The 21,219-nt window shown below is 43.3% G+C and carries 19 protein-coding genes; 7 read left to right on the top strand and 12 right to left on the bottom strand.

Going from position 1 to position 21,219, the window contains the following annotated elements:
- Nucleotides 1-179: 179 nt before the first annotated feature.
- The gene (locus ZOBGAL_RS03360; RefSeq protein WP_013992095.1) at nucleotides 180-1,520 is read left to right on the top strand and encodes an FAD-dependent oxidoreductase; all 1,341 of its coding nucleotides are present in this window, start codon (nucleotides 180-182) and stop codon (nucleotides 1,518-1,520) included.
- A gap of 66 nt (nucleotides 1,521-1,586) precedes the next feature.
- Here ZOBGAL_RS03360 and ZOBGAL_RS03355 read toward each other — a convergent pair whose 3' ends face one another.
- Both ZOBGAL_RS03355 and ZOBGAL_RS03350 read right to left on the bottom strand, forming a co-directional pair.
- A complete protein-coding gene (locus ZOBGAL_RS03355) occupies nucleotides 1,587-2,366 on the bottom strand; it encodes a zinc ribbon domain-containing protein (RefSeq protein ID WP_013992094.1) in 780 nt (259 codons plus the stop codon).
- Between the two features lie 5 nt (nucleotides 2,367-2,371).
- Nucleotides 2,372-3,466 carry a Nif3-like dinuclear metal center hexameric protein gene (locus ZOBGAL_RS03350; protein WP_013992093.1) on the bottom strand — a complete coding sequence of 365 codons (1,095 nt, stop codon included), beginning with the start codon at nucleotides 3,464-3,466 and terminating at the stop codon, nucleotides 2,372-2,374.
- 48 nt (nucleotides 3,467-3,514) lie between these two features.
- Between ZOBGAL_RS03350 and lpxK the strand changes: the two genes are divergently transcribed.
- Nucleotides 3,515-4,510: a tetraacyldisaccharide 4'-kinase gene (gene lpxK, locus ZOBGAL_RS03345; RefSeq protein WP_013992092.1), complete on the top strand. Its 996-nt coding sequence runs from the start codon at nucleotides 3,515-3,517 to the stop codon at nucleotides 4,508-4,510.
- Here lpxK and ZOBGAL_RS03340 read toward each other — a convergent pair.
- The 9 genes from ZOBGAL_RS03340 to ZOBGAL_RS03300 form a co-directional block, all read right to left on the bottom strand.
- Nucleotides 4,503-6,731, bottom strand: a complete 2,229-nt coding sequence (locus ZOBGAL_RS03340) for a tetratricopeptide repeat-containing hybrid sensor histidine kinase/response regulator (RefSeq protein ID WP_013992091.1) — start codon at nucleotides 6,729-6,731, stop codon at nucleotides 4,503-4,505. The genes lpxK and ZOBGAL_RS03340 overlap by 8 nt on opposite strands.
- Nucleotides 6,728-7,738: a type I glyceraldehyde-3-phosphate dehydrogenase gene (gene gap, locus ZOBGAL_RS03335; protein WP_013992090.1), complete on the bottom strand. Its 1,011-nt coding sequence runs from the start codon at nucleotides 7,736-7,738 to the stop codon at nucleotides 6,728-6,730. The genes ZOBGAL_RS03340 and gap overlap by 4 nt, the downstream gene beginning before the upstream one ends.
- A gap of 94 nt (nucleotides 7,739-7,832) precedes the next feature.
- Nucleotides 7,833-8,708 (bottom strand): lipoyl synthase, encoded by an 876-nt coding sequence (gene lipA, locus ZOBGAL_RS03330; protein WP_013992089.1) that lies wholly within the window; start codon nucleotides 8,706-8,708, stop codon nucleotides 7,833-7,835.
- Between the two features lie 121 nt (nucleotides 8,709-8,829).
- Nucleotides 8,830-9,384 (bottom strand): RNA polymerase sigma factor, encoded by a 555-nt coding sequence (locus tag ZOBGAL_RS03325; RefSeq protein WP_013992088.1) that lies wholly within the window; start codon nucleotides 9,382-9,384, stop codon nucleotides 8,830-8,832.
- Nucleotides 9,385-9,409: 25 nt separating this feature from the next.
- Nucleotides 9,410-9,628: a hypothetical protein gene (locus tag ZOBGAL_RS03320; protein WP_013992087.1), complete on the bottom strand. Its 219-nt coding sequence runs from the start codon at nucleotides 9,626-9,628 to the stop codon at nucleotides 9,410-9,412.
- Between the two features lie 85 nt (nucleotides 9,629-9,713).
- On the bottom strand, nucleotides 9,714-10,472 hold the full coding sequence (locus ZOBGAL_RS03315) for an anti-sigma factor (RefSeq protein ID WP_013992086.1): 759 nt from the start codon (nucleotides 10,470-10,472) through the stop codon (nucleotides 9,714-9,716).
- A 4-nt stretch (nucleotides 10,473-10,476) separates the two neighbouring features.
- Nucleotides 10,477-11,043, bottom strand: coding sequence for an RNA polymerase sigma factor (locus ZOBGAL_RS03310; protein ID WP_013992085.1), 567 nt, complete (start codon nucleotides 11,041-11,043; stop codon nucleotides 10,477-10,479).
- Nucleotides 11,044-11,246: 203 nt separating this feature from the next.
- A complete protein-coding gene (murB, locus tag ZOBGAL_RS03305; protein ID WP_013992084.1) occupies nucleotides 11,247-12,263 on the bottom strand; it encodes a UDP-N-acetylmuramate dehydrogenase in 1,017 nt (338 codons plus the stop codon).
- Nucleotides 12,263-13,453 carry a pyridoxal phosphate-dependent aminotransferase gene (locus ZOBGAL_RS03300; RefSeq protein WP_046287726.1) on the bottom strand — a complete coding sequence of 397 codons (1,191 nt, stop codon included), beginning with the start codon at nucleotides 13,451-13,453 and terminating at the stop codon, nucleotides 12,263-12,265. Before ZOBGAL_RS03300 ends, murB begins: the two co-directional genes overlap by 1 nt.
- A 142-nt stretch (nucleotides 13,454-13,595) precedes the next feature.
- On the opposite strand from ZOBGAL_RS03300, the gene ZOBGAL_RS03295 reads away from it, so the two are divergent.
- The gene (locus ZOBGAL_RS03295) at nucleotides 13,596-14,927 is read left to right on the top strand and encodes a PDZ domain-containing protein (protein WP_013992082.1); all 1,332 of its coding nucleotides are present in this window, start codon (nucleotides 13,596-13,598) and stop codon (nucleotides 14,925-14,927) included.
- 61 nt (nucleotides 14,928-14,988) lie between these two features.
- On the opposite strand, the gene ZOBGAL_RS03290 is transcribed toward ZOBGAL_RS03295, so the two are convergent.
- Complete coding sequence (locus ZOBGAL_RS03290; protein WP_013992081.1) at nucleotides 14,989-15,363, bottom strand: DUF1573 domain-containing protein; 375 nt, start codon at nucleotides 15,361-15,363, stop codon at nucleotides 14,989-14,991.
- A gap of 199 nt (nucleotides 15,364-15,562) precedes the next feature.
- On the opposite strand from ZOBGAL_RS03290, the gene ZOBGAL_RS03285 reads away from it, so the two are divergent.
- The 4 genes from ZOBGAL_RS03285 to ZOBGAL_RS03270 all read left to right on the top strand — a co-directional run bounded on the left by ZOBGAL_RS03285 (nucleotide 15,563) and on the right by ZOBGAL_RS03270 (nucleotide 21,200).
- Nucleotides 15,563-18,193, top strand: coding sequence for a valine--tRNA ligase (locus ZOBGAL_RS03285; RefSeq protein ID WP_013992080.1), 2,631 nt, complete (start codon nucleotides 15,563-15,565; stop codon nucleotides 18,191-18,193).
- A gap of 230 nt (nucleotides 18,194-18,423) precedes the next feature.
- Nucleotides 18,424-18,993, top strand: coding sequence for a TetR/AcrR family transcriptional regulator (locus ZOBGAL_RS22555; RefSeq protein ID WP_013992079.1), 570 nt, complete (start codon nucleotides 18,424-18,426; stop codon nucleotides 18,991-18,993).
- Nucleotides 18,994-19,288: 295 nt separating this feature from the next.
- Complete coding sequence (locus tag ZOBGAL_RS03275; protein WP_013992078.1) at nucleotides 19,289-19,882, top strand: hypothetical protein; 594 nt, start codon at nucleotides 19,289-19,291, stop codon at nucleotides 19,880-19,882.
- Nucleotides 19,883-19,931: 49 nt separating this feature from the next.
- Nucleotides 19,932-21,200, top strand: a complete 1,269-nt coding sequence (locus ZOBGAL_RS03270; protein WP_013992077.1) for a sterol desaturase family protein — start codon at nucleotides 19,932-19,934, stop codon at nucleotides 21,198-21,200.
- The last annotated feature ends 19 nt before the right edge of the window (nucleotides 21,201-21,219 follow it).

The raw sequence follows: 21,219 nt of genomic DNA, 5'->3' as shown, positions 1-21,219 counted from the left end.
AAATATTAAACTCAAATCTGGGGCCAGATGGTTTTGAATTCTGTTTAAATCGGTCGATACCGAAGGGCGCAAATGGCCAAGCGTAACAAAGTAGGAGTTTTCTGTGGACTAAGGTCCTGTATTTAGAGACTCTTATAGAATTTAGTACATTTACCACTTTCTCATTATCTGAAATTTATATGAAACAAAGTTCTAGGAACATTGCCATAATAGGCTCCGGTCTTGTTGGTTCGCTGTTGTCCATCTACCTCAAAAAAATGGGGCATACGATTACCGTTTTCGATAGGAGGCCCGATATACGTAATGTTGAATTTTCAGGACGATCCATTAATCTGGCGATGAGCAATCGGGGATGGCAGTCGTTACGGGAAGTTGGAATTGAAGATGAGATAAAGAAAATAGCCATACCCTTAGACAAACGGGCCATGCACGTTATCGGGAAGCCGATGTATTTTCAGAAGTACGGGAAGGACGGCGAGGCCATATGGTCTATTTCGCGAGGGGTGCTGAACCGAAAGATGATCGACTTGGCCGAAGAGGCAGGAGTGGAATTTCGTTTTAATGAGAAGGTCTGGAACGTAGACTTGCCCGAGGCTACCTTGTATACGGGAGAGTCGGAAAAAGGGGAGTGGAAAGCGTATAATTACGACATTATCTTCGGTTGTGATGGGGCATTCTCAAGGGTGCGCCACAAAATGCAACGCCGTAGCCGATTTGATTATTCGCAAGACTTTATTGATGTAGGTTATAAAGAGCTTTCGATTCCGGCCAATGAAGACGGAAGCCATAAACTGGACAAAAATTCATTTCATATTTGGCCTAGGGGCACTTTTATGCTGATCGCTATGCCGAATATTGACGGGAGCTTTACCTGTACCCTGTTTATGCCCTTTGAAGGGGAGGTGTCTTTTGAAAGCATTAAGACCAAGGAACAGGCCACGTCCTTTTTTAAGACCTATTTCCCGAATGTTCGAAAAGAGATAGAGAACTTGACCGGGGATTTCTTTAAAAACCCTACAAGCGCCATGGTAACGATCAAATGTTATCCTTGGACCTATTGGGACAAGGTAGCCTTGGTAGGTGATTCAGCGCACGCTATAGTGCCCTTTTATGGTCAAGGTATGAACGCCGGCTTTGAAGATATTTTTGCCTTGAAGCAGATTATCGAAAAACACGGTGATGACTGGGGAACTATTTTTGAAACCTACCAAAAGGAGCGTAAGCCCAATGCCGATGCCATAGCGGAACTGAGTTATCGCAATTTTATGGAAATGAGCAGCAAAACGGCCGATGCCAAATTTTTGTTGCAGAAAAAAATAGAGAAACGTTTTGCCGAATTGCATCCTGATAAATGGATACCGGCCTATTCGCGGGTTACTTTTTCAAATAAGCCCTACGCCGAGGCTTTGGCCATGGGCGATGCCCAAGAGGAAATTATGAAAGAGGTAATGCAAATGCCCGATATTGAAAGCCTGTGGGACAGTGACGAGGTCGAGCAAAAGATTTTGAGTCTGTTGTAGTTCCCTTGAACACAAAAAAAAAGCCATCATAAAAATGATGGCTTTTTTTGTATCGGTATAGTTCGACTATAATTTGGCGAACATTTTTTGCATTTTTTCAGCTTCTTCTTCGGCTAGAACAGGGTCTACCAAGATTCTTCCACTGTGTTCATCGGTAATGATTTTCTTGCGTGAGGCAATTTCTACCTGTACCTGTGGAGGTATGGTAAAGAAAGATCCCCCTGAGGCACCTCTTTCGATCGGCACAACGGCCAAACCGTTCTTAACATTATGGCGAATACGTTTGTACGCCTTCACCAATCGCTCTTCTATTTCGTTTTGGAATTTTTCGGAATGCTCGATAAGTGCCTTTTCTTCTTTTTCGGTCTCTGCCAAAATAGCGTCAAGCTCACTTTTCTTGTGCTTCAAATGCGATTCACGCTCGGCCAAACGTTCCTTGGTTTCGGAAATAACTTCTTTCTTCTGCTCTATCTGTGCCTTGAACTCTTTAATGTTCTTTTCGGCAAGTTGAATTTCGAGTTCTTGAAACTCTAATTCTTTACTGATAGAGTTGAATTCCCTACTGTTACGAACGTTCTTTTGTTGTTCCGCGTATTTCTTTATAAGCGCTTTTGCCTCTTCTATGAGGTTCTTTTTGGCACCAATCTCAAAATTGATGGTCTCAACATCTGTCTTTAACTTGTCCAATCTCGTTTTTAGACCAAGAACGTCATCTTCCAAATCTTCTACTTCTAAAGGAAGTTCGCCACGTACGTTGCGTATTTCATCGACTCTTGAATCAATCAATTGCAAGTCGTACAATGCCCTTAACTTTTCCTCTACCGTTGCTTCTGATTTTTTTGCCATATACTTTATAAATACTTGATGGGATTGGTTTTACTTTCCGATAAACGGATTGCAAAATTAGGGATTTTTTTTGTAAGATAGTCAACTAAAAGGTTTTTTGTAAACTGCTCGCTTTCATAGTGTCCGATATCCGCGATCACTATTTTGTCTTCCGCTTTGTAAAACTCGTGGTATTTAATGTCTGCGGTGATCAAAATATCGGCGCCGGCAGCTTTGGCGGCATCGATGGCAAAGGCCCCACTGCCCCCCAGAACCGCAACGCGCCGAATTTCCCTTCCTAATAGTTTGGAATGCCGAATGCCTCCGGCCGACATCGTTTGCTTTACTTGTTTTAAAAAATCCAATTCCCCCATGGGCGAATCGAGTGTCCCTATCATGCCCATACCCAGATTTTGGTCATTGTTCTCGAGCGTGCTTATCTCATAGGCCACTTCTTCATAGGGGTGGGTGGCAAACAAGGCTTTCATTATTTTAGATTGGTGTGCCTTTGAAAAGGTCACGTTCAGTTGGGTTTCTTCTTCATAATGGGTCTTGCCTATTTCTCCCAAGGTGGGCTTGGCATTTTCCCTGGCTTTATAGCTACCCAGTCCGTTGACATTAAAACTACAGTTGCTGTAATTCCCGATATTTCCTGCTCCGGCATTGAATATGGCTTCCCTAACGGCATCCGCATCTTTTAGGGGGACATAAGTCGTCAGTTTTTTAATGCTCCCCTTTTGGGGAATCAAGGCTTTGGTGTTTTTGATGCCCAAAACGTCACATATTTTTGCGTTGACCCCGTTCGGTACATTGTCCAAAGCAGTGTGCATGCTGTAAATGGCGATATCGTTTTTAATGGCCTTGATGACTACGCGTTCAACGTACGATTTGCCCGTAATCTTTTTTAATCCCCCAAAAATGATAGGGTGGAAGCTGACGATAAGGTTGCACTTCTTTTCGATGGCCTCGTCGATTACGTTTTCCATAGTGTCCAAGGTTACGAGAATACCCCTAACTTCGGAGGTGGAATCGCCTACCAAAAGGCCTACATTGTCAAAGCCTTCGGCATAGGGTAGAGGAGCTAGATCCTCGAGTATTTCGGTGACTTCTTTTACGGTCATGTCTATTTTTTATTAGGTCTAAAGATAAAATATTATATTTTCGCCTTTGTGCAACTACTTAGAAAAATATTGTTTCCCGTATCCTTGGTGTATGCCTTGGTGGTCTACCTCCGTAATTTTTTATATGATCAAGGGATTTTTAGTTCCAAGCGCTTTGAAACACCTATCATTTGCGTTGGAAACCTGAGTGCCGGCGGTACTGGAAAAACACCTATGGTCGAGCTGTTGGTCGCCCTATTGAAAGATCGATATAAAGTGGCGGTGTTGAGCAGGGGCTATCGTAGAAAATCAAAAGGCTTTGTTCTGGCCGATGCCCAGGCCACGGTAGAAACACTAGGGGATGAGCCTTATCAGATATTTTCAAAGTATACCGATCTGGCCTTGGCCGTAGATGCCGACCGACGCAACGGCATCACTATTTTGGAAGAGAAAATACGCCCCGATGTTATTCTCTTGGACGATGCCTATCAACACCGTAAGGTAAAGTGTGGGTTTTCGATACTCCTTACCTCTTTCGATAGCCTTTATGTAGATGATTGGTATTTGCCTACGGGGAATTTGAGGGATAGTAAAAAGGAAGCGGGGCGGGCCCAAGTTATCGTAGTGACCAAATGTCCCCAAGATTTAAGTCTTGCGGCACAACAGGAGTTACAAAACAAGCTTCGCCCGAAAGCCCGCCAACGACTTGTATTCTCTTATCTGGCCTACGGAAACCGGCTCATAGGAAACGAGGGCAGTATAGGTTTCGAAGATTTGCGTGGGCAAAACGTTACATTGGTGACAGGTATTGCGAATCCGAAACCCTTACTGGTCTATTTGGAAAAAATGGGGGTGAAGTTCGAACACCTGAAGTTCAAGGATCATCATAGTTTTTCTGGAACCGAACTGGAAATGCTGAGACAAAAACAGTGTATCCTTACTACCGAAAAAGATTTTGTTCGCTTAAAGGATAAGGTCGACCAGCTTTATTTTATACCCGTACGGCATAAGTTCCTTGCGGATGGCGAGGCTGTGCTAAAGCAAAGTCTAGAAGAATTTATGTAATCGAATTCTTGAGTTCTTTTCGGTTGAAAATGTTCTCGCCGATTTTTTGGTAGAAGACCTCGGGTTTGAACGGTTTGGTAATTACGTCGTTACAGCCGGCCGCATAAAAACTCTCTAAACTATCGTCTAAAGAAATAGCCGTCAAGGCAATAATAGGCGTAACGATATCGAACTTGCGTATTTCAACGGTCGCTTCTTCACCGCCGATTCCGGGCATGTGGATATCCATTAAAATGGCGTCGTAATAATTTTCACGGGCCAAATCGATCGCTTCGGCACCATTGTTGGCAATGTCGCTCGTAATCTCTTTTTTGCTCAACATTTTTTTGGTGATGACCTGGTTGATCTTATTGTCTTCAACAATTAAAATGTTCAAGCCCTTAAAGTCGTATTCCTGCTCGGTGATGGCAAATGGAATATCGTCAACCAAGCTTTCCTTGCTTTTCGCTTCCAGTTCAAAGAAGAAGGAGCTTCCCACACCGAGTTCACTTTGTAGTTGGATTTTACTTCCGAATAGGCCCAATAGGCTTTTTACGATGGTAAGGCCCAAACCGGTACCGCCGTATTCCCTGTTGATCTGTATGGATCCCTGTTCAAAGCCGTCAAAAATATTTTCCTGCTGCTCTTTGGCTATACCTATTCCCGTATCCTTAACCTCAAAGTAGAGGGTAATGTCTTCGTCGTTTTTCTTCAATAACTTGGCAATGACCCGTACCTCTCCGTTTTTTGTAAACTTAAGGGCGTTGCCTACGAGGTTCAAGAAAACCTGCGAAAGCTTCAAGGGGTCGCTTAGTATGTGGTAAGGTATCTCGGGATCGTAGTCGAGAATTAATTCGGTTTTGTTGTTCTGTGCGCTCTGTTTGAGCGAATCGATAACTTCTTGAAGTACCTTTTTTAGATTGAACTGTACGTTCAGGGGTTCCAGCTTATCGGCATCGATCTTGTTGATCTGAAGAATGTCGTTAATGAAATTCAACAAATAATCACCTGAAAACTTTAAGGCTTTTAGGTGTTCTTTTTGGTTCTTGCTCGGGTTTTCCTCCAAGAGTAAATGGGTAAGGCCCGTTACGGCATAGAGCGGTGTTCTTAGTTCATGGCTTACGGTAGACAAGAAATTGGTCTTGGCTTCCATGGCCGTTACGGCGGCATCCCTTGCGGCCTTAAGTTCATTGTTCTTGGTCTGTAAGAGCTCGTTGGTCTTCAGTTTGATCTGGTTGTTCCTAAAAAGGGAAACGGCCAAAAGGGTAATGATCGTCAATAGGGCGGAGGTGAGTATGGCCGTAATGTCCGATTTGTTCTTTGATTCGTTCAGTTCTTCTATTTTGGCTTCTTGACGTTTTATCTCGTCGCTCATAAAATCGAACTGGATCTTTTCGGCAGTCTTAGCCTCGGTTTTCATTTTGGCAATATTGAAAAGCGAGTCGCGTATATGTAGTAAATTTTTGTTGTGCTCTAAAGATTTAGGGTATTGGGCCAGTTGCTCGTAAGTGTTGGTGAGCATTTCATTGGCTTCCCAAATTTCCTTGAAAAAATTATTTTTCTTGGCAAGCTTGAGGGCGTTCTCGGCATTTATGGCAGCTTCGTTAAACTTTTCCGTTTGAAAATGTAATTGTGCGAGGCCCAAATGTGCCCTGGTCGCCAGATAGTCACTTTCGTATATGTCCGTATTGACAATAAGTGAATTGAAATTCTTTGCCGCGCTATCGAATTTTTCCAGTTTTAGGTAGATATTACCTTCAGCGAGCAATATGTTATTGAAGAAGTTTCGGTCGTTGTTCAGTTGCTTGGCCTCATTGAGCATAAAAATGGCCTGAAAATTCTTGTCGTCGTGAAAGAGTAATATGGCTTCGATGTACTTTTGCATGGCATGGCCATAGGGGTATTCTATGTCTTTTAGCAGGGCTTTGGCCCTGTCCCAGTAAAAATACGTGGTCTCTTCCTTCTTTAGTTTGAGGTATACCAAGGCGAATTTATGGTAGCAGTCTACCAAGGCCTTTACGTCGGCATTGGCTTCTGCGACCTCTGCGGCCTTTTCAAGGGCTTCCAATGCCAGGTCGGTCTCGTCCCTGTTGCGATGGGCCCGGGCGGCTTCAAAATAAATGCGGACATCCTTGTTTTTTAAGTGAAGGGTGTCCTGTGAATGTCCGGTTTGGGCAGTCAGGATAAGGATGAATACCAGTAGTATTCGCGTGAGTTTTATATGTTGTAGGTTGAACCTCAAATGTATTTTTTTTGAACCAGTAATTGCATTAGGTCGACGAGCCTGCTACTATAGCCGGTTTCGTTATCGTACCAACCGATGATTTTAACCATTTTTCCAATCACCGAGGTCATCATAGAGTCAAACGTACAAGAGTGGTAACTATTGTTTATATCGATGGATACAATGGGGTCTTCGGTGTATAATAGTATGTTTTTGAGTTCTTTATGGGCTTTTTCCTTGAAAATAGAGTTTATTTCATCTATAGATGTTTCATTCTTAACATTAAAGGTGATATCGGTTAAAGAACCGTTGGGTACGGGTACCCGAATTCCGCATCCGCCGATAACCTCTGCCAAATGTGGAAAAATCTTGGTCAGGGCCTTTGCGGCACCTGTTGTTGTGGGAACGATCGATTGAGCGGCCGCCCTGGCCCTTCTCAGGTCGTGATGGGGCTGGTCGTGCAGGCTCTGGTCGGAGGTATACGAATGTATGGTGGTAATGTAGGCTTGCTCTATACCGCATAGCTCATCGATAATCTTGATCATCGGAGCGGCATTGTTGGTCGTGCAAGAGGCGTTCGAAATAATGGTATCCTCTTTGTTCAAGATGTCTTCGTTGATTCCCAATACCACCATCTTGATATCCTCGTCCGCCGGGGGAGCCGATAAAATTACTTTTTTTGCGCCATTGGCCAGATGGGGTGCTAGACTTTCCTTGGTCTTAAACTTGCCCGTACACTCTACAACAAGATCAACCTCATAATCTGACCACTGGATTTCGGCCGGACTTGTATGGTTGGTCAGGTTTATACCGTTTCCGTTGACAAGGATTTGATTTTTTTCGTAGCCGACTTCGGCTCCAAAAACCCCGTGGATACTATCGTATTTCAATAAATGGGACAGTGTTCGCGCATCGGCCAAATCGTTAATGGCAACTACGTTTAAGTTGGGGTGGCCATCTAGCAGTCTAAATAGCGTACGGCCAATACGGCCAAATCCGTTTATGCCAATCTTGGTTTTTTTCATCTTAAAGGGACGGGCTTATCAATAATATGATCTACTTAACTCTGTGTTTTTTCTTTGGTATGCTTAGAACGGTAGCCGATTATCCCACAAAAACCTAGTTAATGTGTTTGTGTGCCTTGTACGAAGATCGTACCAGCGCCCCGCTTTCAACATGTCTGAATCCCATTTCCAAACCGATTTCTTCATACTTCTTGAACTGTTCCGGAAGAATAAATTCTTTAACGGGCAAATGTTTTTTCGAGGGTTGTAGGTATTGTCCAATGGTTACTACATCAACATTTGCATTTCTTAGGTCTTTCATGGTCTCTATGACCTCTTCTTCAAGTTCGCCCAAACCGAGCATTATTCCAGACTTTGTACGGTTTACGCCCTTGTCGTGTAAATACCGTAATACTTCTAAACTACGCTCGTACTTGGCTTGGATACGTACCTCACGTGTAAGTCGTTTTACGGTTTCCATATTATGCGATACCACTTCCGGACCTACGGCTACGATCCGATCTAGGTGTCTTTCTATTCCCTGAAAATCGGGAATTAGGGTCTCTAAAGTGGTTTCAGGGTTCATTCTGCGAATGGCCTTTACCGTTTCCGCCCAGATAATGGAGCCCATATCTTTGAGGTCATCCCTGTCTACGGAGGTGATTACGGCGTGTTTAATGCCCATAATCTTGATTGAACGGGCCACTTTTTCGGGTTCGGCCCAATCAACGGTGTCGGGTCGTCCCGTCTTTACACCACAAAAACCGCACGATCGGGTACAGACATTCCCTAATATCATAAAGGTAGCGGTGCCTTCTCCCCAACATTCGCCCATATTCGGACAACTGCCCGAAGTACAGATGGTATGTAGGTCGTACTTGTCGACCAGTCCCCTTAGCTGGGTGTATTTTTTGCCGGTCGGCAATTTCACTCTTAACCATTTGGGTTTTCCCTTGGGCGGATGTACATTGGTTATGGTTTCCGTACTCATAGCTTGTGCAATTTTATACAAATATACGATTTAGGCGTGCAGTAACATGCGGTCGCCAATGGTTTTTGATGGCATGCCATTATGGGGGCACCTAAGGTGCGATAGATCTTTAGGGGGAACGCTATTTTTTTTGAATGACCTCTGCCAATAGTTTTTTTGCGCGCAATAGCTTCACTTTTACGTTGTTTATGGGCTCATTGAGCTCTTTCGCAATGTCGGCATAGCTTAACTCTTTAAAATACCTTAGGTTGATGACCTCTTGATAGTGGGGCTTTAGTTTTTTGATGTGCAGTAAAAGACTGGCCAGGTTCTGTTCGCGGATCAATTGGTCTTCCGCCGATGGGGCGTCGTCAAGTACTTTCTTTACCACGTCTTGGTGGCCACCGGTCTCAAGGTTTTTTTTGCGCTTACGGATGAGGTCTACATGAATGTTCTTGGAAATGGCAATGAGCCATGTCTTGAATTCATAATCGGCATTGTAGGTGTTCAGTTTATCGAAGGCTTTTGAGAAGGTTTGAACGGTGATATCTTCGGCATCGTTCTCGTTCTCGGTACGCTTCAGTTGAAAACCGTAGACTTCGTTCCAAAAGGTATCTAAAAGCGTGCTATAGGCTATTTGGCTACCCGCAAGAGCTTTTTTAATGGTAGTTTGGATATGGTCGCCGGCTCTTGCCAAAAGAATATAAGTTTGAGATAAAAGTTTATATGGAAGACTGAAGGTTTACATTGTCGTCTTTTCTACAATCTTGTTCGCTAGGAAGTTTTCCGCACATACCGCAGGCCTCCCCGTCTTTATTCAGGAAAGGACTCTGACTGGCACAAGTTCCGGCAAACTTGCCATCTTTTTTAGACCATATTTTGATGGCTATTCCTGCAAATGCCAAAGCCAATAACCCAATGGTCAATAATACAAGTTTCATATTAAGTTATTTTGGGGCAAAGATATAAAATTAAGCCCCGAAACGGAAGTTTCGGGGCTTAATGATATCTTAAATGTGATACGGTTTAATATGCGATGTTCGCAACAATGTTTTCAACCGTTGGACTTTGGTTACCTCCCTTTGGTTCTATGGTGATATAGCTAATGGCATCATCCGCATAGGGTAGGGCCAATAATTTCTCTTGGCTATTGGCTTCCTTGATAATGCCCAAGTTTACCATTTCCCCGTTTACCTCTGCCCACATCTGGTAACATTGGTTTTCAGGTAGGTGTGGCAATTTGCTTACGTTTATATAAGAAAGACGTTTTACGGGGTTGATATAGGCCACCGCTTTGAGTTCTTTTGCCTTTTTGTTCCCTTTGACCGTGTATTTTTTGGTCTCGGGGTTCTGAAGTACGATAAACTGGTTTCTTACGTCTTCAAGTTGGGCACGCATGGTCTCCTCTAAATCGTCGATCTTATTGTTGACGATGGTGTTTTCTTCTTGAAGGCTCTGGTTTTGGTCCCAGAAGAAATATGAGGCGCCCACCGATAGCAACACGGTGAAACTGGCCGCAATGGCCATTCGGTAAAAATTCCTTTTCATTCCCGTTTCCTTGCGAATACTTTTAAGGATACGGTCTTTCAATTGCTCAGGGGCCTTGACGGCATGCATCTTGGCATAGGTCTCTAAATTGTCCTGTAGTTCTTCATAGGTCTCCCTTACTTCGGGATACATTGAGATATAGCGTTCTACACGCAATGTTTCCTCTGTAGTGGTTGTGCCTAAAAGATAGCTCTCGAGTAAATCGGAGTCTAAAAATAATTTTATCTTTTCTTTCATGGTTTTAAGGTATCAAGTTAATCGATAACACCAACAGTAGGGTAGGGCCGTAAATTTTCTTGAGTTCCCTCAGACCGATCTTTAATCTCGATTTTATAGTTCCCAGCGGAATGTCAAGCTCATCACTTGCTTCCTGTTGTGTCATTCCTTGAAAAAACAAGGCGTCTAACACAATTTGGTATTTGGTCTCTATCTTTTCGAGATTCTCACGGACGTCCATAAACTCGGGTCGTGTACTGTTGACGCCTAAATTATATACGTCAGAAACATCGATTTGGATTTCTTTGTCGCTTTTTGTATTGACACTCCTTAATTTATCTATTGCAGTATTTCGTGTAATCCGGAATAACCATGTAAAAAGTTTCGCTTTTGAAGCGTCGTATGAGTCCGATTTTTTCCAGATTTTCACAAAACTTTCCTGTAAGACATCTTGGGCCAGTTCCTCGTCACGTACCACTTTATTGGCAACTCCCAATAGGGTGTCGCCATAATGTTCGTACAAGAGGGAAATCGCTTTATCGTTTCGTTCTCGCAGTAGTTCTACAATGTGCTTTTCAAGTAAAGTACTCATTTTTCTGTATGGGGCGAAAAAAAAATCGACCTTATGGCATCCAATCCGATAGATTGTACCGTATATGGTTTGACGCTAATTTATAAAATAGATTTTTTATATCGCCGCGTTAATATTAATAATGTAAATGTGCACTTGGTAACTGCACATTTAATTTTTGGTTAGTTTGGTTTGGTATAGCCCCCGGAATTCTTTTTCGGGGGTTATTTTATGATATTGACTTCGGGTGAAATCCGTATTCCGAATCTATGGTCTACTTCTTCTATAATTTTATATGCCAAGTTTAAAATTTCGTCTCCGCTTGCATTTCCGTAGTTGACAAGAACCAATGCCTGGTTTTTATGGACACCGGCATCACCGAATTTTTTCCCCTTAAACCCACATTGCTCAATAAGCCATCCGGCAGGTATTTTATAGGCTTCTTCCGAAACCTTGTACGATGGGGCATCGGGGTGCTGCTGTGAAAATTTCCGATATGCTTCGGCACTGATTACCGGGTTTTTAAAAAAGCTGCCACTATTGCCCAAAACCTTTGGGTCTGGCAGTTTGCTTTGCCGTATGGCAATAACCGCATTTGAAATATCCTTTATCGTGGGGTCCGTAATCCCCTTTTTTTCAAGTTCGGCCTCGATTGCGCCATAAGATGTATTTTTTTTATGGTTGCGCTTTGTGAGCTCAAAGGTAACCGAAACAATAACGTACCGACCTTTGCCTTCATTTTTAAAAAAAGAATCGCGATAACCGAAGCGACACTCTTCTTTGGAAAAGGTTTTCAAGGTCTGTGTCTCAATATGCATGGCCTCGCACGAAACAAAAGTATCTTTCAGTTCTACACCGTAGGCCCCTATATTTTGAATGGGGGCGGTGCCTGTATTGCCCGGAATGAGCGACATGTTTTCGAGCCCCCCGTAATTCCGCTCAAGGGTGTACAGCACCATTTGGTGCCAGTTTTCACCGGCCAAGACCTTTAACCTAACGGTATCGTCGTTTTCCGAAACAACCTCCTTTCCTTTGAGGTTGATGTGCAATACCAGGGCGTTCAGGTCGTTGGTGATAAGCATATTGCTTCCGCCGCTGAGGATGAATTTTTCAGGGTAGCCTTTTAGCTGAAGTGCCGATTTTAAATCGTTTAAACTATTGACTTCAACAAAAAACTTTGCCTTGGCATCAATGCCAAAGGTGTTATAGGTTTTAAGGGATATATCTTTATTGACTTCCATTAACCTATATAACTGGCTAGTCCTTCCTTTAGTATATGAACAGCTTTCTTTAAGTTTTCTTTGTCGAGAACGTAGGCAATTCTTATCTGGTTCTTTCCGTGGCCTTCAGACGCATAGAAGCCTGCAGCAGGGGCTACCATTACGGTTTCGTTGTCTAGTCGGAATTCCTCTAACAGCCATTGGGCAAAAGCATCGGAGTCGTCTATGGGCAATTCAACGATACAATAAAACGCCCCCTGGGGCACCCCTATTTTTACACCTTCTATTTTTTTCAATTCTTGGATCAGAAGGTCACGCCGGCCGACATATTCTTCCTTGACTTGGTCGAAGTAGCTCTGTGGCGTTTCCAAGGCCGCTTCACTGGCAATTTGGGCATAGGTCGGAGGCGATAGCCGGGCCTGGGCGAATTTCAGGGCGGTTTTTGTTAGGGTCTCGTTTTTTGATACCAAACAACCGATGCGGGCGCCGCACATGCTATATCTTTTACTGACCGAGTCAACGACAATGGCGTGGTTTTCGAGGCCTTCTTCCTGTAAAATGGAATAGTGTTCCTTGCCGTCATAGGTAAACTCCCTATAGACTTCATCGGCAATGAGGAAAAGGTCGTGTTTTTTGACGATTTCTGCCAATTTCTTAATTTCTTCCCTAGTGTACAGGTAGCCCGTAGGGTTGCCCGGATTGCATATCAGGATGGCCTTTGTGCGTGGGGTAATCAGTTTTTCGAACTCTTCGATAGGGGGAAGGGCGAAATTGGAGTCGATATGTGATATAACAGGAACTACCTTGACCCCAACGGCCGTTGCAAAGCCATTGTAATTGGCGTAAAATGGTTCGGGAATGATAATTTCATCATCGTTGTCGGCAACGGTACTCATGGTAAAGGCCAAGGCCTCTGAACCGCCGGTGGTGACTATGATGTCTTTTGCGCTCACGTGGATGTCGTTTTTGGCGTAGTAGGCCGCAAGTTTTTCGCGATAGGTCTCCGAGCCTTCGGTACGGCTGTAGGCCAGTACTTCCAAAGTGTTGTTCTTTACTGCATCAAGGGCTACCTGTGGTGTTTTGATATCAGGTTGGCCGATGTTCAAGTGAATGACCTTGACCCCTTTTTTCTTTGCTTCTTCGGCATAGGGGACCAATTTTCTTATAGGGGACTCGGGCATCAATTGCCCTTTTTGTGATATTGAAGGCATGTTAATTACAATTTTGGCACAAAAATGAGGAAACCAAACGACAAAACCATGATTCATAGCGAATTCGTTTGTTTGTCTTTTGTTAAAAAAGAGGGGGTGCATCTATAAAAATCGTAAATTAAAGAGGTAAATATGAAAAAAGTTGAATGGCGTCCGAACTCATATCGTCCTCTTTTTGTTGCTGTTGTCCGCATTGGTGTCGACGGCCCAGGGCTTTAGTTTGCCCGAGGGAAAAAAGTTTGAAAAGCTAAAATTTCAACTGATCAACAATCTGATCATAGTGCCTATCGAGGTGAACGGTACCGAACTCTCGTTTTTGCTGGATTCCGGGGTGGGAACGCCTATATTGTTCAATATCTCGGAGCGTGATTCGGTGCAGATCAACAATGTTTCCGAAATTACCATAAAGGGGTTTGGCGATGACGTGCCCATAAAGGCCTTGGTCTCCCGGGAAAACGCCTTTCGTATAAAGTCTATTGTAAACCCCCGGCAAAGATTGTTCGTGGTCATGGACAAGAGCGTCAATTTTTCTACCTCCTTGGGTATTCCCGTACACGGTATAATCGGTTATGACCTGTTTCGTGATTTTGTTGTGGATATCAATTATACGAGCCAGACCATCCGTTTATATGATCCTGGGAAATACGTATACCGCAAAGGCAGAAAGTATGAGGCCTTGCCTTTGTATATCAACGCAAAAAAAGCTTATGTCAATAGTGGTCTATCGTTGAAGAACGGAGAGGAGTTTCCTGTCCGCTTGTTGCTCGATACCGGTAGTAGCGACGCGCTATGGTTGTTCGAGAGCGACACCATTAATGTGCCCGATAAGCATTATGACGATTTCTTGGGAAGGGGCCTTAACGGGAATATTTACGGGAAACGAACTAAGGTCGATGCTTTGACCATCGGTCGTTTTACCCTAAGTGATGCCAAGGCTGCTTTTCCCGATAAGGAATCCTTCCGCGAATTAAAAAACCTGACCGACCGCAACGGAAGCATCGGTGGGGCCGTACTCAAACGCTTTAACGTAATCTTCGACTATAGTAAAAACCGGATTACACTTAGAAAAAATTCCAATTTCGGCAAGCCCTTTCAGTATAACCTAAGTGGTCTAGACCTGCAGCACGATGGTATTCGGTACATAGCCGAGAGCATTTCCGATTCCCGAGGGGTGGTGCATGATGCTAAAAAGGAATTTGGTAACGTGCAGATACTGTTTGAGGAGCAGACCCGATTGAGCGTAGTTCCTGAAATTGTGGTATCGGCTATCAGGGCGGGTAGTCCTGCCCATGAAGCGGGATTGAAAGAGGGGGATGTAATTTTGGCGGTAAACGGAAAAAAGGTCCACCGTTATAAACTACAGGATATTTTGGAAATGGTCAATGAACGCGAAGGGAAGCGTGTAAAACTGCTTATAGAACGTTACAATTCCGATTTGATCTTCTCCTTTGTGCTGAAAAATATGCTCAAATAAAAAAACCTGCCTTTTAGAGCAGGGTTTTTAGCAATATTATTTTCGAGGTTTGTTTGCCTTCCTAGGCTTTAACTTCACCTTTTATCTTAAGAACCTTTGTAGGTGTATCGGCATTCGATATTACGGTAATGGCCTTTCTGATCGGGCCGACACGATTGGTGTCATATTTTACCTGGATCTCACCGGTCTTACCTGGTAAAATCGGGTCTTCAGGTTTCTTTGGGATAGTACATCCGCAACTAGAGCTAACTTTGCTTATGATAAGCGGTGCCTCGCCCGTGTTCGTAAATTCAAATACGCGAACGCCGTCGGCGCCTTTTTGTATTTCACCGTAATCTACGGTCTCTGATTTGAATTCGATTTTTGCTGATTTGTCTTGTGCCGTAAGGGTAAAACCCATTAGCCCAACAAATAATACAAGTACTAGTTTTTTCATTTTGTTAAATTTAGGGAATCTCAAAAATAAATCTTTTCAGATGAACCTCCAAAATTCTTTTGTTATCTCTTAACGTTACTTATTTTTGTTTCGTATTTAAAACGCGGCAAAATTGCCATAATTTATTAACAATGTAACTTCATGTTTCGGTCTTTATTGTGATGACCGACATACTCTAGTCAAAAACCGTTCCAAAAATATGGATATCCCTTCTAAATATGACCCCCAAAAAGCTGAAAACCATTGGTATGATTACTGGATGCAGCATGATTTCTTTTCTTCCACTCCAGATAAAAGGGAGCCTTACACCATTGTAATTCCTCCGCCAAACGTAACCGGAGTACTTCATATGGGGCATATGTTGAACAATACCATTCAAGATGTATTGATCAGACGGGCCCGTTTAATGGGGAAAAATGCATGTTGGGTGCCGGGAATGGACCACGCCTCCATTGCTACGGAGGCTAAAGTTGTTGCAAAATTGAAGTCCGAAGGCATCGATAAGGCCGATTTAAGCCGCGAAGAATTCCTAAAGCACGCTTGGGATTGGACGGACGAATACGGTGGGGTTATTTTAGACCAGCTGAAAAAATTAGGGGCATCCTGCGATTGGAAACGTACCAAGTTTACCATGGATGACGATATGTATAAATCGGTCATCAAGGTTTTTGTCGATTTGTTCAACAAAGGATTGATATATAGGGGCTACCGTATGGTCAACTGGGATCCCGAGGCCCAGACCACACTCTCCGATGAAGAGGTGATCTATGAAGAAAAGCAAGGCCTTCTTTACTATCTTTCATATCCCATAGAAGGATCTGACGAGCGGGTAACCATTGCTACTACGCGACCTGAGACTATTTTGGGTGATACGGCCATTTGTATCAATCCCAATGATGAGCGCTACCGACATTTGAAAGGGAAGAAAGCCATAGTGCCCATTTCGGGTAGGGTAATCCCCATTATAGAAGACGAATACGTAGATATCGAGTTCGGTACCGGCTGTTTAAAGATTACCCCGGCACACGATGTGAACGATAAGGCCTTGGGTGAAAAACACCACCTTGAAACCATCGATATCTTCAACGCCGATGCTACATTGAATTCTTTTGGACTTCATTATGAAGGAAAGGATCGCTTTGTGGTCCGTAAGGAAATAACCAAAGAGCTTGAAGAAAAGGGCTTTTTGGTCAAAAAGGAGAACTACGTCAATAAAGTAGGGACGTCGGAACGGACCAAGGCGGTTATAGAGCCAAGGTTGAGCGATCAGTGGTTCTTGAAAATGGAAGATTTGGTCAAACCTGCAATTAAGGCGGTACTTGAAACCGAGGAGGTGAAATTCTTCCCTAAAAAATTCGAGAATACCTATCGCCATTGGATGGAAAACATCCGCGACTGGAATATTTCACGCCAGTTATGGTGGGGGCAACAGATACCCGCCTATTATTTCGGTGATGGTCAAGAAGATTTTGTCGTGGCCGAAACGGTTGAAGATGCCTTGAAATTGGCCAAGGAAAAGTCAGGTAACGCCAATTTGACAGTAGGCGACCTTAAACAAGACGAAGATGCCCTAGATACTTGGTTTTCATCTTGGTTGTGGCCTATTAGTGTCTTTAACGGTATTTTGGAGCCCGAAAACGAGGAGGTGAACTACTACTATCCTACCAACGACCTGGTCACGGGGCCGGATATTATTTTCTTTTGGGTGGCCCGAATGATTATTTCCGGGTATGAGTACCGTGATGAACGTCCTTTCCAAAATGTGTATTTCACAGGTTTGGTACGCGATAAGCAACGTAGAAAAATGTCTAAGTCGCTAGGGAATTCGCCCGATGCGCTTAAGTTGATAGAAGATTACGGGGCAGATGGTGTTCGTGTCGGACTTTTATTGAGTTCTGCCGCGGGGAACGATTTGATGTTCGATGAAGATCTATGCCAACAAGGAAAGAACTTTGCCAATAAGATATGGAACGGTTTCCGATTGTTGAAAGGTTGGGAAATAGCCGATCTGCCACAACCGGAAGCGTCAAGATTGGGTATTGAATGGTACAAGGCCAAATTCAATAAAACCTTGCTTGAGATTGAAGATCATTTTAGCAAGTATCGTATCTCAGATGCCCTAATGGCAATTTATAAATTGGTTTGGGATGACTATAGTTCGTGGTTGTTGGAAATTATAAAACCCGATTACCAGAAGCCTATTGATAGAGTCACCTATGAGGCGGTCATCGATTTGTTTGAACAGAACCTTAAATTGTTACATCCATTTATGCCTTTCTTGACCGAAGAGGTTTGGCAACACATTACGGAACGTAAGCCTGAAGAGGCCTTAGTGGTGGCACAATGGCCGAAGATGGAGAAAGTGGATGAAGCTCTTATTGAAAGCTTTGAAACTGCTGCGGAAGTGGTCTCTGGGGTTCGAAATATCCGTAAGGAAAAGAATATTCCAATGAAAGAGCACTTGGAGCTTTTGGTGCTCAACGAGGGCGGTTTGGCCAAAACATGGGATGTGGTCGTAGAGAAATTGACCAATGTTTCGGAAGTCTCTTATGTCGATGCTACCGTAGACGGCGCGTTGTCGTTCCGTGTAAAGAACAATGAGTACTTTGTGCCGATGAGCGGCGCTATCGATGTTGAGGCCGAAATCAAAAAGATTGAAGAAGAGTTGAAATACACCAAGGGCTTCTTGTTGTCGGTTCAAAAGAAACTTTCAAATGAGCGTTTTGTAAACAATGCACCCGAGAAAGTCATTGCTATAGAACGCCAAAAGCAGGCCGATGCCGAGGCTAAGATAGAAACCTTGGAAAAAAGTCTGGCCAGTTTAGGCTAGTCCTTTTTATAATATAAGTGCGGTCGGATATCCTTATTTGAAGGATGTCCGGCCGTTTTGTTTTTCGGTTGTCTTGGGTGTTGCAATAACCGTTGGTTATTCAGGGCGCAGGGTGATTTTGGTTTCTTTTGGGGCATTGTACCTGTACTCAGTGAATTATGAATGTTATTTTATTATGGTTAATAAATGGGAAATGAATTTAGATTCACTTTAATTGCTATATTAGTAATGTGAGAGTAAGGGACGATACCAAGATCAATACCATTTTTGAGGCAACGACCGCATTGACCTCAGAAGTGGGGCTGAACCGGCTCACGATGTCATCTATTGCCCAAAGGGCCAAAATGGCCTGCGGAACCCTTTATATTTACTTCGATAGTAAAGAGCGGTTGCTGAACGAGCTGTATATGCACCTATTTGTCGGTAGCACCCTTTCCATACTTCCTTCTATTGGGCATTTGCCTTTAAAAAAGCAACTTTCCATCATCTGGGCAAAGGTGCTGTGGTTTCGTGTAACCAATAGTTCAGAGGTGATATTCATGCACCAGTTTCGGTATTCTGTCTATGCTTCCGAAGAAACCCATAAGCTTGACGACCAATTTGTGGGCTTTATCAAAAACTTATTGGGGCAGGGAAAGGAGGAGTTGATCATTAAGAACATTGACAGTGACTTGATCATTCCCTTGTTTTACGGTTATGCCAATAATCTGGCCAGGCAAATGGCTATGGATGAGGTAGAAATTACGGATGCGATTATCGACCAAACCTTCCACTTGTGTTGGGATGCCATAAAATCATGATATTTTAACATTCATAAATGAATTTGTATTCATTTATAACCGTATATTGTATCGTCTTAACAGTTGATTGGCATCGAAAATTAGTTTGTAATAGCTCCATATTCTTACTGGAATACATTTATTTGAGATTCGTCTGATCTGCTTAAGTCATTGGAGGCCCCATTTGTCATAAGTTCTGTGTTCCCCCACTTTATGGCTTTAGGGGTCCTTCTTTTACGACTTCCTTCCCAATTTTTGTCCCTTATCCATTAAAAATTCATTTTTCGTGTCTATATTTAGGTAAAACCTTGATATTATGAAAAATACCTTATTGCTAGTAGCTTTGTTCTCAGTGTGCTTTGCCAAGTCGCAAGATAAAAGTAGTGAAGTTCTTCCTTCTGAAATACAGATCAAAACGGCGACTTTGCCCGCTCCCGAAGCGGATAAGGATGGGGCCATGGTGTATGGGTATGATAGTTCGGGAAATCTGACGGTATTGAGGGAAGGTACCAATAATTTGGTTTGCATAGGAGACGACCCTGCGAAAGAGGGGATAAGCGTAGCTTGTTATTCAAAGGCCTTGGAACCTTTTATGAAACGCGGTAGGGAGCTTACCGCCGAAGGGAAGAACACTAAGGAGAAAAGAGAGATTCAAGGTGCCGAGGTTGCGGCGGGGAAATGGCAGATGCCCCTTGTGCCCAGTATGCTCTATATTTATTACGGGAGCGACGAAGCCTACGATAAGAAAACCGGAGAATTGGCAGACGGACAGTTTCGTTATGTAATTTATACCCCTTTTGCTACAGTAGAATCTACAGGTTTGCCTTCAAAACCCCATGCGAAGGGTATGCCTTGGCTTATGGATCCCGGTACTTTTCGGGCGCATATAATGGTAGGCCCTTTTAATTGAACCGCGTTCTGTTGATTTGTAAATTGTTTTAAATGTAATACTACGGCAAGTGGAAACCTATGCTCAGGCACTTTTGTATGCTATCCCCGTTTTTATGGTGCTCTTGGCCATTGAAATAGGGTATGGGTATTTTGTAAAGGACCAAAAGCATAAGGTGATGGATTCCGTATCGAGTATAAGTTCGGGCTTTACCAATATTATTAAAGACACCTTGGGCCTAGGGGTGGCCTTGGTAACCTATCCTTTTTTATTGGAGCATTTGGCCGTGTTTCAAATGGAGGCTACGTGGTCGGTATGGTTGATTGCCTTTGTCGTAGTCGACTTTGCGGGATATTGGAACCATCGTTTGAGTCATAAAATAAATTTTTTCTGGAACCAGCATGTGGTCCATCACAGTAGTGAAGAGTTTAATTTGGCCTGTGCATTGCGTCAGCCTATCTCTAATTTGATCGGCTATTTTCCGTTATTGTTGATTCCTGCAGCGGTTCTTGGCGTGCCTAATGAGGTAATGGCTATTCTTTTGCCCGTTCATCTCTTCGCGCAATTTTGGTACCATACACAGCACATAGGTAAAATGGGCTGGGCCGAATATATTATTGTAACCCCTTCGCAACATCGCGTGCACCACGCTATTAATCCCGAGTATATCGATAAGAACCTCGGACAGATTTTTTGTGTTTGGGATCGTTGCTTCGGTACCTTTCAAGAAGAACTTGATGATGTACCCCCTCAGTTTGGGGTGTTGAAACCCGCTTCGACATGGAATCCGATCCCGATTAATTTTCAACACTTATGGCGTTTGATCCGTGATGCATGGTATACTAAAAACTATTGGGACAAGTTTCGAATTTGGTTTATGCCTACTGGCTGGCGGCCCGATGATGTCAAAGAAAAATACCCCATAGCCATTATTGAGGATGTCTACGGTTTTACCCGTTACGAAACCCCTGCATCGACCGCTTTAAAAGTATATGCGGTTTTTCAAATGTTGGTCACTACGGGCTTTATATGGTTTATGTTCTATAATTTTTCGGCAATCGGGCCGAAGGGGCTGCTTCTGTTCGGCTTTGTGGTTTTCACCGGTGTTTATGGTTATACCACTTTGATGGACCGCAAGGAGTATGCCGTGTATATAGAACTGTTTAGGGGTGTTTTAGGCTTGGCCTTGATCTCGTTTACAGGCGATTGGTTCGGTCTTGACAGTTATGTGCCCTTCGGAAGTTGGCTCGTGGCTCTTTACTTTTTGATAAGTCTGTTTTCAGGAATATATTTTACCTATTTTGAAGCCTCGGCCCCAAAAAGGAATACATGGGCTTAAATGTTTTTAATTTAGGTAT

Source organism: Zobellia galactanivorans (assembly GCF_000973105.1).
GTDB lineage: Bacteria > Bacteroidota > Bacteroidia > Flavobacteriales > Flavobacteriaceae > Zobellia > Zobellia galactanivorans.
The sequence above is the reverse complement of the archived record's forward strand: the minus strand, read 5'-3'. Positions and strand labels throughout refer to the sequence as shown.

What these genes read in the sequence shown, in the direction of transcription:
- ZOBGAL_RS03360 (WP_013992095.1), top strand. Translation starts at nt 180, where the DNA reads ATGAAACAAAGTTCTAGGAACATTGCCATAATAGGCTCCGGTCTTGTT.
- ZOBGAL_RS03355 (WP_013992094.1), bottom strand. Translation starts at nt 2,366, where the DNA reads ATGGCAAAAAAATCAGAAGCAACGGTAGAGGAAAAGTTAAGGGCATTG.
- ZOBGAL_RS03350 (WP_013992093.1), bottom strand. Translation starts at nt 3,466, where the DNA reads ATGACCGTAAAAGAAGTCACCGAAATACTCGAGGATCTAGCTCCTCTA.
- gap (WP_013992090.1), bottom strand. Translation starts at nt 7,738, where the DNA reads ATGAAAAAAACCAAGATTGGCATAAACGGATTTGGCCGTATTGGCCGT.
- lipA (WP_013992089.1), bottom strand. Translation starts at nt 8,708, where the DNA reads ATGAGTACGGAAACCATAACCAATGTACATCCGCCCAAGGGAAAACCC.
- ZOBGAL_RS03320 (WP_013992087.1), bottom strand. Translation starts at nt 9,628, where the DNA reads ATGAAACTTGTATTATTGACCATTGGGTTATTGGCTTTGGCATTTGCA.
- ZOBGAL_RS03315 (WP_013992086.1), bottom strand. Translation starts at nt 10,472, where the DNA reads ATGAAAGAAAAGATAAAATTATTTTTAGACTCCGATTTACTCGAGAGC.
- ZOBGAL_RS03310 (WP_013992085.1), bottom strand. Translation starts at nt 11,043, where the DNA reads ATGAGTACTTTACTTGAAAAGCACATTGTAGAACTACTGCGAGAACGA.
- murB (WP_013992084.1), bottom strand. Translation starts at nt 12,263, where the DNA reads ATGGAAGTCAATAAAGATATATCCCTTAAAACCTATAACACCTTTGGC.
- ZOBGAL_RS03300 (WP_046287726.1), bottom strand. Translation starts at nt 13,453, where the DNA reads ATGCCTTCAATATCACAAAAAGGGCAATTGATGCCCGAGTCCCCTATA.
- ZOBGAL_RS03290 (WP_013992081.1), bottom strand. Translation starts at nt 15,363, where the DNA reads ATGAAAAAACTAGTACTTGTATTATTTGTTGGGCTAATGGGTTTTACC.
- ZOBGAL_RS03285 (WP_013992080.1), top strand. Translation starts at nt 15,563, where the DNA reads ATGGATATCCCTTCTAAATATGACCCCCAAAAAGCTGAAAACCATTGG.
- ZOBGAL_RS03275 (WP_013992078.1), top strand. Translation starts at nt 19,289, where the DNA reads ATGAAAAATACCTTATTGCTAGTAGCTTTGTTCTCAGTGTGCTTTGCC.